The organism is Pseudorhodobacter sp. (assembly GCF_030452865.1).
Lineage (GTDB): Bacteria > Pseudomonadota > Alphaproteobacteria > Rhodobacterales > Rhodobacteraceae > Pseudorhodobacter.
In genome coordinates this window covers 1-14802 of the sequence record NZ_JAKDLJ010000043.1, presented here as the reverse complement: position 1 = coordinate 14802, position 14802 = coordinate 1, and the positions used below count along the sequence as shown (strand labels likewise).

General features: G+C 59.3%; 13 protein-coding genes and 1 pseudogene. 8 read left to right on the top strand and 6 right to left on the bottom strand.

The features are described 5' to 3' along the window. Positions 1-320 (bottom strand): DUF882 domain-containing protein (locus tag L0H65_RS04645; RefSeq protein ID WP_301457664.1); only part of this gene is annotated, 320 nt, incomplete at its 3' end. A gap of 365 nt (positions 321-685) precedes the next feature. Between L0H65_RS04645 and L0H65_RS04640 the strand changes: the two genes are divergently transcribed. From L0H65_RS04640 to L0H65_RS04625, 4 genes are read left to right on the top strand one after another with little or no spacing between them, the layout of a single operon-like run. Then, the gene (locus tag L0H65_RS04640) at positions 686-2278 is read left to right on the top strand and encodes a murein L,D-transpeptidase (protein ID WP_301457663.1); all 1593 of its coding nucleotides are present in this window, start codon (positions 686-688) and stop codon (positions 2276-2278) included. A 45-nt stretch (positions 2279-2323) separates the two neighbouring features. After that, entirely contained in the window at positions 2324-3394 is a 1071-nt protein-coding gene (lpxD, locus tag L0H65_RS04635) for a UDP-3-O-(3-hydroxymyristoyl)glucosamine N-acyltransferase (protein ID WP_301457662.1), read from the top strand. A 25-nt stretch (positions 3395-3419) separates the two neighbouring features. Then, complete coding sequence (locus tag L0H65_RS04630; RefSeq protein WP_301457661.1) at positions 3420-3686, top strand: acyl carrier protein; 267 nt, start codon at positions 3420-3422, stop codon at positions 3684-3686. After that, a complete protein-coding gene (locus L0H65_RS04625; RefSeq protein ID WP_301457660.1) occupies positions 3683-4891 on the top strand; it encodes a beta-ketoacyl synthase in 1209 nt (402 codons plus the stop codon). Before L0H65_RS04630 ends, L0H65_RS04625 begins: the two co-directional genes overlap by 4 nt. Positions 4892-5204: 313 nt before the next feature. Here the strand turns inward: L0H65_RS04625 and L0H65_RS04620 are convergent, their stop codons facing one another. After that, entirely contained in the window at positions 5205-5894 is a 690-nt protein-coding gene (locus tag L0H65_RS04620; RefSeq protein WP_301457659.1) for an invasion associated locus B family protein, read from the bottom strand. A 469-nt stretch (positions 5895-6363) separates the two neighbouring features. Here L0H65_RS04620 and L0H65_RS04615 point away from each other — a divergent pair, with 469 nt between their 5' ends. Further along, the gene (locus tag L0H65_RS04615) at positions 6364-7929 is read left to right on the top strand and encodes a helicase HerA-like domain-containing protein (RefSeq protein WP_301457658.1); all 1566 of its coding nucleotides are present in this window, start codon (positions 6364-6366) and stop codon (positions 7927-7929) included. Between the two features lie 30 nt (positions 7930-7959). Here L0H65_RS04615 and L0H65_RS04610 read toward each other — a convergent pair whose 3' ends face one another. Beyond that, positions 7960-8241, bottom strand: coding sequence for a putative quinol monooxygenase (locus L0H65_RS04610; RefSeq protein WP_301457657.1), 282 nt, complete (start codon positions 8239-8241; stop codon positions 7960-7962). Continuing rightward, entirely contained in the window at positions 8232-9788 is a 1557-nt protein-coding gene (guaA, locus tag L0H65_RS04605) for a glutamine-hydrolyzing GMP synthase (protein ID WP_301457656.1), read from the bottom strand. Before guaA ends, L0H65_RS04610 begins: the two co-directional genes overlap by 10 nt. Before the next feature lie 264 nt (positions 9789-10052). Between guaA and L0H65_RS04600 the strand changes: the two genes are divergently transcribed. Further along, a complete protein-coding gene (locus L0H65_RS04600; RefSeq protein ID WP_301457655.1) occupies positions 10053-11594 on the top strand; it encodes a trimethylamine methyltransferase family protein in 1542 nt (513 codons plus the stop codon). Between the two features lie 62 nt (positions 11595-11656). On the opposite strand, the gene L0H65_RS04595 is transcribed toward L0H65_RS04600, so the two are convergent. Beyond that, positions 11657-11947: a DUF6477 family protein gene (locus L0H65_RS04595; RefSeq protein ID WP_301457654.1), complete on the bottom strand. Its 291-nt coding sequence runs from the start codon at positions 11945-11947 to the stop codon at positions 11657-11659. A gap of 219 nt (positions 11948-12166) precedes the next feature. On the opposite strand from L0H65_RS04595, the pseudogene L0H65_RS04590 reads away from it, so the two are divergent. Beyond that, a pseudogene (locus L0H65_RS04590) lies at positions 12167-13269 on the top strand (DUF6456 domain-containing protein). A 74-nt stretch (positions 13270-13343) separates the two neighbouring features. Then, entirely contained in the window at positions 13344-13952 is a 609-nt protein-coding gene (locus tag L0H65_RS04585; RefSeq protein WP_301457653.1) for a LysE family translocator, read from the top strand. A gap of 75 nt (positions 13953-14027) precedes the next feature. Here the strand turns inward: L0H65_RS04585 and L0H65_RS04580 are convergent. Further along, positions 14028-14802, bottom strand: a 775-nt coding sequence (locus tag L0H65_RS04580) for a catalase (protein WP_301457652.1), incomplete at its 5' end; no start/stop codon positions are given.

Here is a 14802-nt window from a genome sequence, read left to right as displayed (position 1 = left end):
TTTATATCCATCAGCCGATGCGAAGCGGCCATGATATCCACGGTGCGCGCGTCGATCCGGACCGAAGTTCCGGTCCGCCAGTCGCGCATGAAGTGATTGATCTCCGCGAGGGCTTCCTTGATGTAGTCCCCTTCGATCCAATAGATCGTATCCATGGTTTCACCGGTCCGCCCGGAATACATCTTGATACGTCGGATATCGCCCGCGCCGCGCAAAAAGCCAAAAGCGTTGCTGTATGTAGGTGTCGCAATCACCGCCGTAGCCGCAAATGCGCCCAGCAGCCCACGCCGCGAGATCATCGTTGCATTGTCATTCGTCATTCTGAGCGCCTGTCCCGTCGCTGGTATTCTACCACTGTTTGCCAGTGGTCTTACTGCTACTTTTTCCAAGTGCCCTTGCCTTATGGCATAGCTCGAATCGTAACCCAAGTGCAGATCGACCACGGTTCCATTGTTCAATCACAATCGGCAAAAAATTGCTTAAAATGGCCCGTGACCGCTAAAACTGTAGCAAAAAAACGCCATGTGCCTGAATTGCGACAGTTTGAACCCTGTTAATGGCTTTGTGAGTGGACAGACACAGCATCTTGACCGATTCTGATCGCAGAACGCTTGGTCTTGGGGATGTTATGGTTTGTTCGTTGCGGCGCCGGTCAGGTTTGACCACGGGCGCAGGATTTTTTTTGATGTCTTTGATGCTGTCAGGCGCGGGCATCGCGCCGGTTGCAGCGCAGACAAATATTTCGTTCGCAGTCGCCAAGGAAATCGACGCTTTCAGCAAATCGGTAGCTTCTGCGGTGGCTGCGGCGGATGACAAGGAAATCGCGGAATATTACCGCGATACCGATTACGCGCCGATCTGGACCGGTGAAGGTCAGGAAGGTCGGCGTTCGGCTTTGCTCAGCGCGCTTGCCGGGGCGGGGGCGCATGGTTTGCCAGTTCGTCGCTATGATCCGGCGGCTTTGATCGCGGCTTCACATGCGGTGCGGACCGAAGGTGATCGCGGGCGGCTTGACGTGATGATGACCGAGGCGCTACTGGACTACGCGCATGACGTGCAGACCGGGGCGCTGACGCCCGGCAAGGTCATTCCTTTGATCAAGCGTGAAGTGCCGTTGCGCGACCGCCGCGCCAATATTGAGGCATTTGTGCGCGGCGAGCCTGTCGCCTTCCTCAAATCCCTGCCGCCGAAAACCCAGGCCTATGCGCAGCTGATGCGGGCCAAGTTTGAACTCGAACAACTGGTCGCCAATGGCGGTTGGGGGCCGAAGGTCGATGCGAAATCGCTGAAGCCCGGCAATACCGGGCCTACGGTGCTGCAACTGCGGGATCGGCTGATCGCGCTGAACTACATGCCGCGTTCGGTCACGGCGAGCTATGATGCCAGCATGCAAAAAGCGGTACAGAGCTTCCAGGTCGATATGGGCCTGACACCGGACGGCGTTGCGGGTGCCTCTACCATCCTCGCGATCAACACCGACCCACAGACTCGGTTGGAGGCCGTGGTTGTCGCGATGGAACGCGAACGCTGGATGAACATCCCGCGCGGCAAACGGCATATCTGGGTCAACCTGACCGATTTCACGGCCAAGATCGTCGATCATGGCCGGGTGACATTTTCGACCCGTTCGGTGATCGGGGCCGACAGTGCCGACCGGCAGACGCCGGAATTTTCCGATGAGATGGAATACATGGTGGTCAATCCGTCATGGAATGTACCGCGTTCGATCACCACAAAAGAATATCTGCCGATGATGCAGCGCAACCCGAATGCGGCGGGGCATCTGAAAATCATCGACAGCCGGGGCCGTGTCGTGCCGCGTTCCGCGATCAATTTCGCGGGCTACACCGCGCGCAACTTCCCGTATGCAATGCGGCAGGCGCCTTCAGACGGCAATGCGCTGGGTCTGGTGAAATTCATGTTCCCGAACCCCTACAACATCTATTTGCATGACACCCCGTCGAAATCGCTGTTTCAGCGGGAGGTGCGGGCGTTCAGCCATGGCTGTATTCGGCTTGGCGACCCGTTTGATTTCGCCTATGCCCTGCTTGCGATGCAGACGGATGATCCGGTGGGTCTGTTCAAGTCCTATCTGAAAACCGGGCGCGAAACCAATGTGAAGCTGGAGCATCCGGTGCCGGTGCATCTCGTCTATTTTACCGCCTATCCGTCGCCGAAGGGCCGCATCGAATATCGCAATGATGTTTACGGGCGTGACGCCACGATTTTTCGGGCCTTGACCGCCGCCGGGGTGGTACTGGGGCCGCATCAGGGCTAAATCCAACCAAAGGGGCAAGGTTTTCCCCGATGGAAGGAAGCGAAGATGGCGCATAGCATTGCAGAAATCGCGCAGGCGCTTGGGGCGACCGCAGCGGGGGACGTATCGCTGACAATTTGCGGCGCGGCAGAACCTGCTTCCGCCGGGGCGGACGATCTCGCGCTGGCGATGGACCCGAAATATGCGGATGGTATCGGCAAGGGCGCGGCGCGGGCGGCCCTGTTGTGGCAAGGTGCCGATTGGCAGGCACTTGGGCTGCAAGCGGCGATTTTTGCGCCGCGTGGTCGTTTGGCGATGGCGGGGTTGACGCGGTTGCTGGATGCAGGCCCGGTGATCGCGCCGGGGATCCATGCGATGGCGCTGGTGGACCCATCGGCAAAGATCGCGGACGGGGCGGCGATTGGCCCCTTTGTGGTGATCGGGGCGGATGTGGTGATTGGTGCGAATGCCCGGATTGCCAGCCATGTTTCCATCGCCGAAGGTGCGCGGATCGGGGCGGACGCGCTGATCCTGCAAGGTGCCAGAATTGGCGCGCGGGTGGTGATCGGGGACCGCTTTATTTGCCAACCCGGCGCAGTGATCGGCGCGGATGGGTTTTCCTTTGTGACACCCGAAAAATCCGGGGTGGAGGAAATTCGCCAGACCCTTGGCCAGCGCGCAGAAGTCAATGCACAATCCTGGGGGCGGATACATTCACTTGGCGCTGTAACTATCGGGGATGACGTGGAAATCGGCGCAAACGCGTGCATTGATCGCGGCACGATCCGTTCAACTTCAATCGGGGACGGCAGCAAGTTGGATAATCTGGTGCATGTTGGCCATAATGTGCAGGTCGGGCGCGATTGCCTGCTCTGCGGGCAGGTCGGAATTGCTGGGTCCAGCCAGATTGGGGACCGCGTGGTTCTGGCAGGGCAATGCGGGGTGAATGACAATATCTTTGTCGGAAATGATGTGATCGCGGGGGGAGGCACCAAGATTTTCACCAATGCGCCCGCCGGTCGGGTGCTGCTCGGCTATCCTGCGGTCAAGATGGAAACGCATCTGGAAATGCAAAAGGCCTTGCGTCGCTTGCCGAGGATGATGAAAAATCTGTCACAATCCCCGGATAAAGGCTGACCACGGGTTGCTGGAAGGGCAGGCAATGATCGAAACAGTGGAATATAAAGTGCGTGAGATCATCGCAGAACTGGCGGTTCTGGATATCAAGGATGTGAGCCGTGACAGCACGCTTGAAAGCCTCGGTGTCGATAGCCTTGGCTTGGTCGAGGCGATTTTCGCGATTGAGGAAGCGTTTGATATTTCGGTGCCGTTCAACGCCAACAACCCGGCGGAGAGCGTCTTCGATATCTCCTCGGTCGGGTCGATTACTGCCGCCGTGCAGGAGCTGATTGATCAGCAAGCGCCATGAAACGGGTGGTGATCACCGGGGCCGGGACGATCAACGCGCTGGCCTATGATGTGCCGGGGACTTTGCAGGCGTTCCGCGATGCGCGCTGCGGGATTTCCGAACTGGATATCCGCGATGTCGACCGGTTGTCGGTCAAGATCGGCGGGCAGGTGCATGGCTGGGATGCAGAGGCGCATTTCAACCGCCAGCAGATTGTTCTATTTGACAAATTCACCCAGTTCACCCTTTTGGCGGCACGGCAGGCGATCGCGCAATCCGGACTCAGCTTTGACGGTAATCTTGGTTATGAGACCGGCGTGGTACTTGGCACAGCAGGCGGCGGCGTCAACACCTGGGATGAAAATTACCGCGTGGTCTATGAAGAAGGCAAGAATCGGGTGCATCCGTTTGTCGTGCCGAAACTGATGAACAATGCCGCCGCGAGCCATGTCTCGATGGAGTTCAACCTGCGCGGGCCAAGCTACACCGTCGCCACCGCCTGCGCCAGTTCCAACCATGCGATGGGGCAGGCGTTTCATATGGTGCGGTCGGGGATGAGCCGGGTGATGGTGACCGGAGGGGCCGAATCAATGCTGTGTTTCGGTGGCATCAAGGCCTGGGAAGGGCTGCGCGTGATGTCGAAAGAGGCGTGTCGCCCGTTTTCGCTGACCCGCAACGGCATGGTGCAGGGCGAAGGCGCTGCGATGTTCGTGTTTGAGGAATACGACCATGCGCGGGCACGCGGCGCGGAGATTTTGGCCGAAGTGATCGGGTTTGCCATGAGTTCGGACGCCGCCGACATCGTGATGCCATCGAAACAAGGGGCGGCGCGCGCGATTGCCGGGGCGTTGCGCGATGCGCGGCTGAACCCGTCGGATGTCGGCTACATCAACGCGCATGGCACCGGCACGGCAGCGAATGACAAGACGGAATGCGCGGCGGTCGCGGATGTGTTCGGTGCGCATGCCGATCATCTGATGATATCCTCGACCAAATCCATGCATGGGCATTTGATTGGCGGCACCGGGGCTGTGGAGCTTCTGGCCTGTATTATGGCGCTGCGCGACGGCGTGATTGCGCCGACCATTGGTTATGAGGAACCGGACCCCGAATGTGCGCTGGATGTGGTGCCGAATGAGGCGCGCGAGGCGCGGGTGGAGGTTGCGATTTCCAACGCCTTCGCTTTCGGCGGATTGAACGCGGTTCTGGCGTTGCGCCGGGTCTGAGCGGCGGCAGGGGGCGCTGCCCCCTCTGGCCCTGAAGGGCCATTCACCCCTGGGATATTTTTTGAACAGATGATGGGTCAGAGGTGAGGAGCCGGTCTTGGACCTTGGCTATTCGCTGCGCGTCAAAGCGTTTCGACTTGAAGCTGAATGAACTACCGCTGACTGACATCAGAGATTTCAACACGTTGGCTGATGAATGATGTTTCGCGTTGAAGTCGAAAGCTCTGTCAGCTGAGCGGTTTCAGCCATTCAGCGCCAAAGGCACCGGGCGTTCGTCTGCCTTCCCTCCGGTTCGAAGGGAAGGCAGACAGGTTCAGTTGCCATTCGCCGCATTGACCGCATCATAGCCTGCGGTGAAGCCGTTCAGCGAGACTGTCAGTTCGACTTTCTGATCCGGAGCAACGACGGGGACGATGGTGATCTTGGCCGCCGCACCCTTTTTGAAGCCATCGAGCTCACCCTGAGTGAAGCCGATACGCGAGATGCAGCCGATGTTTGAACACCAGGAGAACGGATAGACCCGTGGTTTGGAGCCGTCGACTGTCATGGTCAGGGCGGCTGTCAGCAAGGTTTCCAAGGGGACGATGACCGTGGCACCGGCAGTGGCCTGCTGGCCTTTGGGCAAGCCGAAGATCGAGATTTCGGCAACAGCGGTGTCGGTCTTGTCCTTGAGCAATTGGTAAAGTTGGCACGGATCGGCGCCATCGGCGGTTTTCACGCAACGCTGTTCCCATGCGCCGAAACTGGCCTGAGGGTCGGGCGACCCGAGCCCATCGGCGGGCGCACCGGCTTCGGTCCCCATCGACAGGCCATCGACGACCGGGGGCGTTGCCGCGTCTCCGGTTGTGGGGGCTGGCGTCGTGGTTTCGGGCGCGGTTGTGGTACCTTCGGTCGTGGGCGTGGTGGTTTCGGGCGCAGGCGTGGTGTCCTGCGCGAAGGCAACGCTGCCCATGATCAGGCAGACCGAGGTGGCGAGAAGCTGTGCGGTTCTTGTCAGGGACATATCAATCCAGTCCTTCAATGTGTTCGGTGGGGACGTAGCATGCGGTTCGGGGAAAGTCAGTCCCGAAATGCAAAATCTTACGTTTGTGAGCGGCGGGAAGCCGGATATTCCGGCGTCGCAGTTTGCACTGACCGGCTGGAACCGGTTGCAAAAGTAAAGGGCCGGCGAACCGGCCCTTCTTTTCGAATTTTTGCTCCCTGTCGGACTGGCCGACTTCATGGAAACGGACGCTACGGCTTATTGTCATGGCCGTCAACAGGGAATCTGAAGCGATTTGAAACTTGCTTGGGGTACAAAAAAACCGCGCCTTTTCAAGGGCGCGGCCAGTTCAACAGGGAGGAGGTTAGTTCAACAGCGCTTCGTGATGCCCTTGAACAAGATCGACTCTGGCACATCGAAGTTAACAATGTATTTTGACTGCACGGATTTGCGGATGCCGGGTGCATCCATAGGTTGAAAGGAGTGTCGCGTGTCGGAAAATGGTGCAATTTTCGTTGGTGGGGGCGGTGAGGCCTACGCTGTGCCGCAACACCTGCTTTTGGGCTTTGGCAACCGACACGGGCTGATCGCGGGGGCGACCGGGACCGGCAAAACCGTGACCTTGCAAATTCTGGCCGAAGGGTTTTCCGCGGCGGGGGTGCCGGTGTTCATGTCGGACGTGAAAGGTGATCTGTCGGGGGTGGCGGTTGCCGGGTCCGAAAGTTTCAAGCTGCATGATGCTTTCATGAAGCGGGCGGCGACCATTGGCTTTGATCTGAAATACGCGGGCTTTCCGGTCACGTTCTGGGATCTTTACGGCAAGCAGGGTCATCCGTTGCGGACCACGGCGGCTGAAATGGGGCCGCTGCTGTTGTCGCGCCTGTTGGAACTGACCGAGCCGCAGGAAGGCGTGATGAATGTCGCGTTCCGGATTGCGGATGATCAGGCGTTGCCGCTGCTCGATCTGAAGGATCTGCGCGCGATGCTGACCTTTATTGCAGAGAATGCCACCGAAATCAGCACGAAATACGGGCTGGTTTCGACCAGTTCCATTGGCGCGATCCAGCGCCGTTTGCTTGTGCTGGAGAATCAGGGTGGCGAAAAGCTGTTTGGCGAGCCGGCGTTGCAACTGGCGGATTTGATGCGGGTTGACCCCGATGGGCGCGGGCGCATCAACATTCTGGCGGCGGATCAGTTGATGGGGGCGCCGGTGCTCTATTCGACCTTCCTGTTGTGGCTGCTGTCGGAACTGTTTGAGGAATTGCCGGAGATCGGCAATCCGGACAAGCCGAAACTGGTGTTCTTTTTTGATGAGGCGCATCTGCTGTTCAATGGTGCGCCGAAAGCCCTGGTCGACAAAGTGGAACAGGTGGTGCGTTTGATCCGGTCAAAAGGTGTGGGGATTTACTTCATTACCCAAAAGCCTGCCGATGTTCCGGACAATGTACTGGCGCAGCTTGGCAACCGGGTGCAACACGCATTGCGGGTGTTCACCCCGCGCGACCAGAAGGATTTGAAGCTGGCGGCGCAGACCTATCGTGCGAACCCGCGCTTTTCAACGGAAGACGCGATCAAGGAAGTCGGGACGGGCGAGGCGGTGACATCGTTTCTAGAGGACAAAGGGATCCCCGGTGTGGTGGAGCGGACATTGATCAGACCGCCGAGCAGTCAGTTGGGGCCGATTGACGCCGCCACCCGCGCCGCCTTGATCGCGGCATCGCCCTTTGTCGGGAAGTACGAGGCCGAGGTTGACCGCGATTCGGCGTTTGAACGACTTGCGGCGCGGGCGGATGCGGCGGCAAAGGCGGCGGCGACCTCGGAGGCGCAGGCGGCAAAACCGGGGGGCACCGGGGATTTCCATATTGATGAGACGGAATTCAACTCTGCGCGACGCTACGACGGTGGACGGGCGGCGGCACCAAAACAAGCCACGCGCAAGTCGTCAGGTGACAGCGTGACGGAGGCATTTGCCAAGAGTTTTGCGCGACAATTGGGCAGCAAAAGTGGGCAAGCCATCGTGCGCGGGATATTGGGATCACTGTTCAAGCGGCGGTAGCCCGTCGCCCCTGCCGCGTTTGCGGCGGGGTCAGGCGTGGTCGATACGTTTGAAATTGCGGGCGATATGAGCGGTTTGTTCCGCCCATATCGTACTTTCGGTGCGAGTTTGATGCGCTTTGAAGGCGTCTGCATCAACGAAAGCTTCATCCAGCGTCCAGACCATGAATTCGTTACTGGGAGTGACTTCGAATTTCAGACATCCGGATTCGGCGCGGCTTAGCCGGATATGCTCCGGCAGGTAGGTTTGCACCAGCTCCGCCTCGGCAGGTGTTGCACAGGTCAGCGTTCCGGTCAGCGTGGTCATTCCCATTCAATGGTTCCCGGTGGTTTTGAGGTAATGTCGTAAGTGACCCGGTTGATCCCTTGAACCTCATTGATAATCCGTGTGGCGGTTTCACCAAGGAAATCATGGGTGAACGGGAAGTAATCGGCGGTCATGCCGTCAACGGACGTGACCGCGCGCAAGGCGCAGGCGAAATCATAGGTCCGCGCGTCGCCCATCACGCCCACCGTGCGAACGGGGAGTATGGCGACGAAAGCCTGCCAGATGTCATCATAAAGCCCGTGTTTGCGGATCTGGTCGATGAAAACCGCATCGGCCTTCTTGAGAATTTCCAGCTTCTCAATGGTGATTTCGCCGGGGCAGCGGATGGCAAGACCGGGGCCGGGGAACGGGTGGCGGCCGATGAAGGAAGGCGGCAGGCCGAGTTCGCGACCCAGTGTGCGCACCTCATCCTTGAAGAGTTCGCGCAAGGGTTCAATCAGTTTCAGGCCCATCTTTTCTGGCAAACCGCCGACATTGTGGTGGGATTTGATGGTAACGGAGGGACCGCCCGAAAAGCTGACCGATTCGATGACATCGGGGTAAAGCGTGCCTTGGGCGAGAAATTCCGCCCCCTCAATCTGATTGGCGTATTTCTGGAAAACGTCGATGAACAAGCCGCCGATGATCTTGCGCTTGGTTTCAGGGTCGGAGACACCAGCAAGTCTTCCGAGGAAAAGGTCAGATTCGTCGGCATGGATCAGCGGGATGTTGTAATTGTCGCGGAACATCCTGACGACTTCATCCGCCTCATTCAGCCGCAGCAGTCCGTGATCGACGAAAACGCAGGTGAGTTGGTCGCCGATGGCTTCATGGATCAGCACGGCGGCAACCGAGGAATCCACGCCGCCCGACAGGCCACAAATCACCCGCTTGTCGCCGACCTGTTGCTTGATTTTGGCAATGGCGTCTTCGCGGTAGGCACCCATGGTCCAATCGCCGGAAAAGCCAGCAATGCGCACGAAGTTTTCATAGAATTTGGCACCGTTCGGGGTGTGATGCACCTCCGGGTGGAACTGCACTGCGTAGAAGCGGCGTGCCAGATCGGCGGTAATTGCAAAAGGCGCGTTGGGGGAGGTGCCGTAAACCTCAAACCCCGGTGCGATTTTGGACACATGGTCGCCATGCGACATCCAGACCTGTTCGCGGTCGGTGGCGAACCAGCCGGCGAGCAGATCGGTTTTGGCCTGTGTCGGCGTGACAAACGCGCGGCCGAACTCGGCGGTGCCGTGGCCACGTTCGACCTTGCCGCCGAGGCAGTGCATCATCACCTGCTGGCCGTAGCAGATGCCGAGCAGTGGTACGCCGAGGTCAAACAGCGATCTCGGCGGCATCGGGGCGCCCTCGGAGAACACCGAAGCGGGGCCGCCCGACAGGATTACTGCCTTCGGCGCGAATTCGGCCAGAAATTCATCGGTTACGTTGTTGAAAGGATGAATTTCGCAATAGACGTTCAATTCCCGCAGACGCCGCGCGATCAGTTGCGTGACCTGAGAGCCGAAGTCGATGATGAGAAGGCGTTCGTGATGTGTCATGGCAGGGGAATAAGCGGGCGAGACTCGAATCGCAAGGGGCCAATGCGGCGCATTTTGCCGGGCGGGGCGGGGGGCTTTCCGCCCCCCAAGGCGAGGATTTCATCCGCGCCTCCCCCCGAGGATATTTTTGAACAGATGAAACCGGAGGATGTCGCGGCGGTGAATGTCGGTTTTGAGGGGAAAGTGACGGAAACGGGGATTGGGGGCGCTGGCTTTGGCGGCATAAGGAGCACAAACAACAACGTCAGGAATGGAGTTTTCGCTATGACCGAGGGTGCAGGGCGCAGAGCGCGGGGTGGTGGCGGGTCCGTGCGGCGGGCGGAGCGCACGGCTGTCAGCTTTGACGTGGCGAAATACATCAGCCGCAATATTCCGAACTTCGAGATCCTCAATGAGGAAGCCTTGCAGATCATCGAGCACAATGCCGAGACCGTGCTGGAAGAGATCGGCGTGAATTTCATCGACAACCCGGCAGCACTGGAACGCTGGCGCGCGGCGGGTGCCGATGTGAAGGGGGAGCGGGTGCATATTCCGCGCGGTTTGGCGCGAAAACTGTGCGCAACCGCACCGTCCAGCTTTACCCAGCATGCGCGCAATTCCTCTCGGAATGTCGAAGTGGGTGGGCGTAATCTGGTGCTGGCCCCAGTCTACGGCCCGCCCTTTGTACGCGACCGGACCGGCGGTCGGCGCTATGCCACGATGGCAGATTTCGAGAATTTCGTGAAGCTCGGCTATATGTCGAAATGGTTGCACCATTCTGGCGGCACCGTCTGCGAGCCAACCGATATTCCGGTGAACAAGCGGCATCTGGACATGCTGCGGGCGCATATGGTGTTGTCGGACAAGCCCTATATGGGCTCGGTGACCGAGCCTGACCGCGCGGCGGATTCTGTTGAAATGTCTAAGCTGCTGTTCGGGGCGGATTTCGTTGACCAAAACGTGGTGATGACCTCGCTGATCAACATCAACTCCCCGCTGACCTTCGATTCGACGATGATGGGGGCGTTGGAGGTTTATGCGGCGGCGGGGCAGGCGGCGATCATTTCGCCGTTTATCGTGGGCGGCGCTATGGCACCGGTAACGGTGGCAGGAACGCTGACGCAGGTGTTGGCGGAAGTGCTGGCCGGTGTCGCCTACAGCCAGTTGGTGCGTGCCGGGGCCCCGGTGATCTTTGGCGCGTTTGTGACCTCGATCGACATGAACTCCGGCGCGCCGACCTTCGGGACGCCGGAAGCCGCGCATATCACTTATGGCGCCGGGCAATTGGCGCGGCGGTTGAAGCTGCCCTATCGGTCGGGCGGGGCGTTCTGTGGATCAAAGTTGCCGGATGCGCAGGCCGCTTATGAGAGTGCGAACAGCCTGAACATGGCGCTGCTGGCGGGCGTGAACTTCATGTTGCACGCATGCGGTTGGCTGGAAGGCGGGCTGGTGTCGTCTTACGAGAAATTCGTGATGGATGCGGATCAGTTGGGCACCCTGCATCATCTGGCCCAAGGCGTGATGATGGACACCAACGGGCAAGCGATGGATGCGATTCATGAGGTTGGTCCCGGCGGGCATTACCTGGGGTGTGAACACACGCAGGCCAATTTCAAAACGGCGTTCTGGCGCTCGGACCTGTTTGACTACAAGCCGTTCGAGACATGGTATGAGGAAGGCGCGCGCGACACCGAAACACTGGCGAACAACCGGGTCGCGAAGATGCTGGGGGATTATCAGGCCCCGGCACTGGACGAAGGCATCCGTGAAGCGATTGACGATTATGTTGCGCGCAAGAAAGCCGCCGTGCCGGACGCGTTTATCTGAGAGCCGGCATCACGGCGCTTTGAAAAGGCCCGTCCGCCTGCGGAGGGGCCTTTTTTGCTGCGCTACACGCTGGCGGTTTTGCCCAGAAGCCGCGCCTCGGCCATCATCGCGATCAGCAATTCGACGTGGCGGGCGATGGAATAGCCGGCATCGCCAGCGCGGCGGGTTTCTTCGGCCAATTCTTCGGCGTGGAACAGGCGTGACAGCGCCGTTTCCGGGCTTGGCGGCGCATTCGTGTCGATCAGTCGGCGCAGATCGCGGTCGCGGCGATAATCCTCAATCCCATGGCGTGCGGCGCGAACCAACAGTCTCGGGCGGCGGAGATTGGCGAGAAGCGTGTAGAAATCCGACATTGTAATCCTCCTGAATTTGTCCCGACCATGTTGCCTCAATACAATCAGGCGTTGCGCGGCGCTGATTTTCAGCGAACGCTGCTTTCTCATTTGTTTATGATTTCGAAACAATTATCGACGAATGCGAGGATTTTAACGGATCAATAACCAATGCTACTCAAGGTTGAATATGTCCAGGATCGGACCAAAAGCGCGAAAAGGGCGGCACAAGGCGTTGAGATGGGATCAAACCTGAGTTCGGAATTCTCGCTGCCTGCATGGCTGCCGGATGCGGTAGCCTGTATCTTGACCACACGGAGCAAGGCGTATCCTTGCGTCAACTGGCGCGGCGCGAAGGCTGCCACGCGTCAACCGTGATGCGACAGGTGCGCCGCTATGAAAATCGCCGCGATGATCCGCTGGTCGATGAGGCGCTTGATGCGCTGGGGCGGGTGCAGGAAAATGCCGCATGCAACTCCCGCCGGAAGGACGCCGACACGATGACAGCCCCGATCAGACAGGACAAACTGACACTGGATGAAACCACGATCCAAAGCGAAGGCCGGCGGATTCTGCGCCGGTTGGCCGAAGCGGATACCGTTCTTGCGATCGCGCCGGATATGGAAAAGGCCGCTGTTTTGCGCAGCTATGCCGATGGGCGGACCCTGCGTCTGGCGGTGATTGATCGCAGCCTCGCGCAGGCCTTTGCCTTGAAAGACTGGATCCATTGCGAAAAGCCGGGGCGGGTCTCAACCTATCACATCACGCCGACCGGGCGCATGGCCTTGCGCCAGATGGGGGCTGGCGGGAAAGGTATGGCGGAAGCACCCGCAGGCTTCGCGCATCATCAGCGCGCATTGGAGGAACGCGATATCACGGCGGAGGGTGAGGAGCGCCGAGTCCGCTACAATGCCGCTGAAAGTCCGGTGCAGGTTCTGGCCCGGCGGCGTGACCGCGATGGGCAGCCGTTCCTTGCGCCAGAACTGGTCGCCGCTGCCGAACAGTTGCGCGTGGATTTCGAGGCGGCCCAAATGGGTCCGCGCGTCACACAGAACTGGGAGCGATTTTTGACCGGTGGCGCGCGTGGCAGCTTTAACCCCAACAAAGGCGGCGGCGGTTCCAGCGGCGCGCGTGAGCGGGTGTCCCTGGCGCTGCGCGATCTGGGGCCGGGCTTGGGCGATATGGTCCTGCGCTGTTGTTGTTTTCTCGAAGGATTGGAAGTTACGGAGCAGAAGATGGGATGGTCTGCGCGGTCCGGTAAAATCGTCTTGCGCATCGCCTTGCAACGGCTGCAACGTCATTATGAGGAGGCTTACGGCAAACATGGGCCGATGATCGGCTAAGCTTGGCTGCGGTTTTGCATATTGACGTTACGATTTCCGGCGGCAAGATTGGATGCAATCAGGGAGGAATGGAAATGTCGATGGAGTTTCTGCTGACATCATTGGTTGTGGTGCTGCTGCCGGGAACCGGGGTGCTCTACACCTTGGCCATCGGGCTTGGTCGGGGTTTCAAGGCGAGCCTTGCGGCCGCTTTGGGTTGCACCTTCGGCATCGTGCCAGCGGCGGTCGCCAGTATAATCGGCCTTGCGGCGCTGCTGCACACCAGTGCCGTCGCGTTTCAGGTGATCAAGTACCTCGGTGTCCTCTACCTTTTCTACATGGCATGGAAGTTACTGCGAGATGACGGAATCAGCGATGTTTCTGAAAACAAGGCGCCGACCAGCTTCCTGCGCATCGCGACCACGGGCGTTTTGCTGAACGTGCTGAACCCCAAGCTGTCGCTGTTCTTCCTCGCCTTTCTGCCGCAGTTCATTCCGGCTGCGGCCGAAGGCGCGACTCTGGCGCTGATCAAATTGGCATTGGTGTTCATGGCGATGACCTTTGGCGTGTTCATCCTTTACGGTGCCTGCGCCGCCTTGGCGCGGGATTATGTCATTCGCCGCCCAAAGGTCACGACATGGATCAAGCGTTGCTTTGCCGGGTGTTTTGGTCTGTTGGGTGTGAAGCTGGCGGTGTCGAGTTAAGGCATCACTGCCCAGGCACCACGCAAGCAATAAGGGGCGCCCGATCTGGGGCGCCCCTTTACATTTCAGGTGCGCTCACCCCTTGGTGGAATCGCCCATGTTGGAGATCGCGTTGGCGGCATTGGCGTTCGCGGCATCTGCGGCCTTCACACCTGCGGCGTAATCGGGGTGAACCTTGGCCAGAACCGCCAGCCACCTGGTCTTGACCGAAGCCGAGCAGGGGCCGAAGGCTGCAGCCATGTTCTGATGCAGGCGGTCACGCTCCGCCTGTGTCAGCACCTGCGCATAAAGCGCGCGGGGCTGGATGTAGTCTGCATCTGCGTCCTCTTGGCGGTACTTGTCGGCGTCGCCATTGATGCGCAGGGGTGGTTCGGCCACCGTTGGGTCCGCCTTGGCCGATTCGGTATATTGGTTCGGCGCATAATAGGCGTCCGGGTGGCCGGTGCTGGAGCCGTGATAATTCATCACGCCATCCTTATGATAGACATTCACCGGGCATTTCGGCTGGTTGACCGGAAGCTGCTCATAATGGGTGCCAAGCCGGTAGCGGTGCGCGTCAGCGTAGGAGAATACGCGCGCTTGCAGCATCTTGTCGGGGGAAAAGCCGATACCGGGGACGCGGTTCGACGGTGAATAGGCGGCGTTTTCGACCTGCTGGAAATAGTTGTCGGGGTTTTTGTTGAACTCCAGCATCCCCACGGGATGCAGCGGGTAATCTGCGTGCGGCCAGATCTTGGTCAGATCGAACGGGTTGAAGCCGCAGGTTTCCGCGTCTTTCTCAGCCATGATCTGGATGTTCAATTCCCATTTCGGGAACTGGCCCTTGTCGATCGCGGTGAACAGGTTTTCC

Bases quoted from the DNA above. Each gene is read 5' to 3' on its own strand.
- guaA (WP_301457656.1), bottom strand. From the start codon at position 9,788: ATGACACATCACGAACGCCTTCTCATCATCGACTTCGGCTCTCAGGTC.
- L0H65_RS04610 (WP_301457657.1), bottom strand. From the start codon at position 8,241: ATGGGAATGACCACGCTGACCGGAACGCTGACCTGTGCAACACCTGCC.
- L0H65_RS04640 (WP_301457663.1), top strand. From the start codon at position 686: ATGTCTTTGATGCTGTCAGGCGCGGGCATCGCGCCGGTTGCAGCGCAG.
- L0H65_RS04620 (WP_301457659.1), bottom strand. From the start codon at position 5,894: ATGTCCCTGACAAGAACCGCACAGCTTCTCGCCACCTCGGTCTGCCTG.
- L0H65_RS04630 (WP_301457661.1), top strand. From the start codon at position 3,420: ATGATCGAAACAGTGGAATATAAAGTGCGTGAGATCATCGCAGAACTG.
- L0H65_RS04600 (WP_301457655.1), top strand. From the start codon at position 10,053: ATGACCGAGGGTGCAGGGCGCAGAGCGCGGGGTGGTGGCGGGTCCGTG.
- L0H65_RS04595 (WP_301457654.1), bottom strand. From the start codon at position 11,947: ATGTCGGATTTCTACACGCTTCTCGCCAATCTCCGCCGCCCGAGACTG.
- lpxD (WP_301457662.1), top strand. From the start codon at position 2,324: ATGGCGCATAGCATTGCAGAAATCGCGCAGGCGCTTGGGGCGACCGCA.
- L0H65_RS04625 (WP_301457660.1), top strand. From the start codon at position 3,683: ATGAAACGGGTGGTGATCACCGGGGCCGGGACGATCAACGCGCTGGCC.
- L0H65_RS04585 (WP_301457653.1), top strand. From the start codon at position 13,344: ATGTCGATGGAGTTTCTGCTGACATCATTGGTTGTGGTGCTGCTGCCG.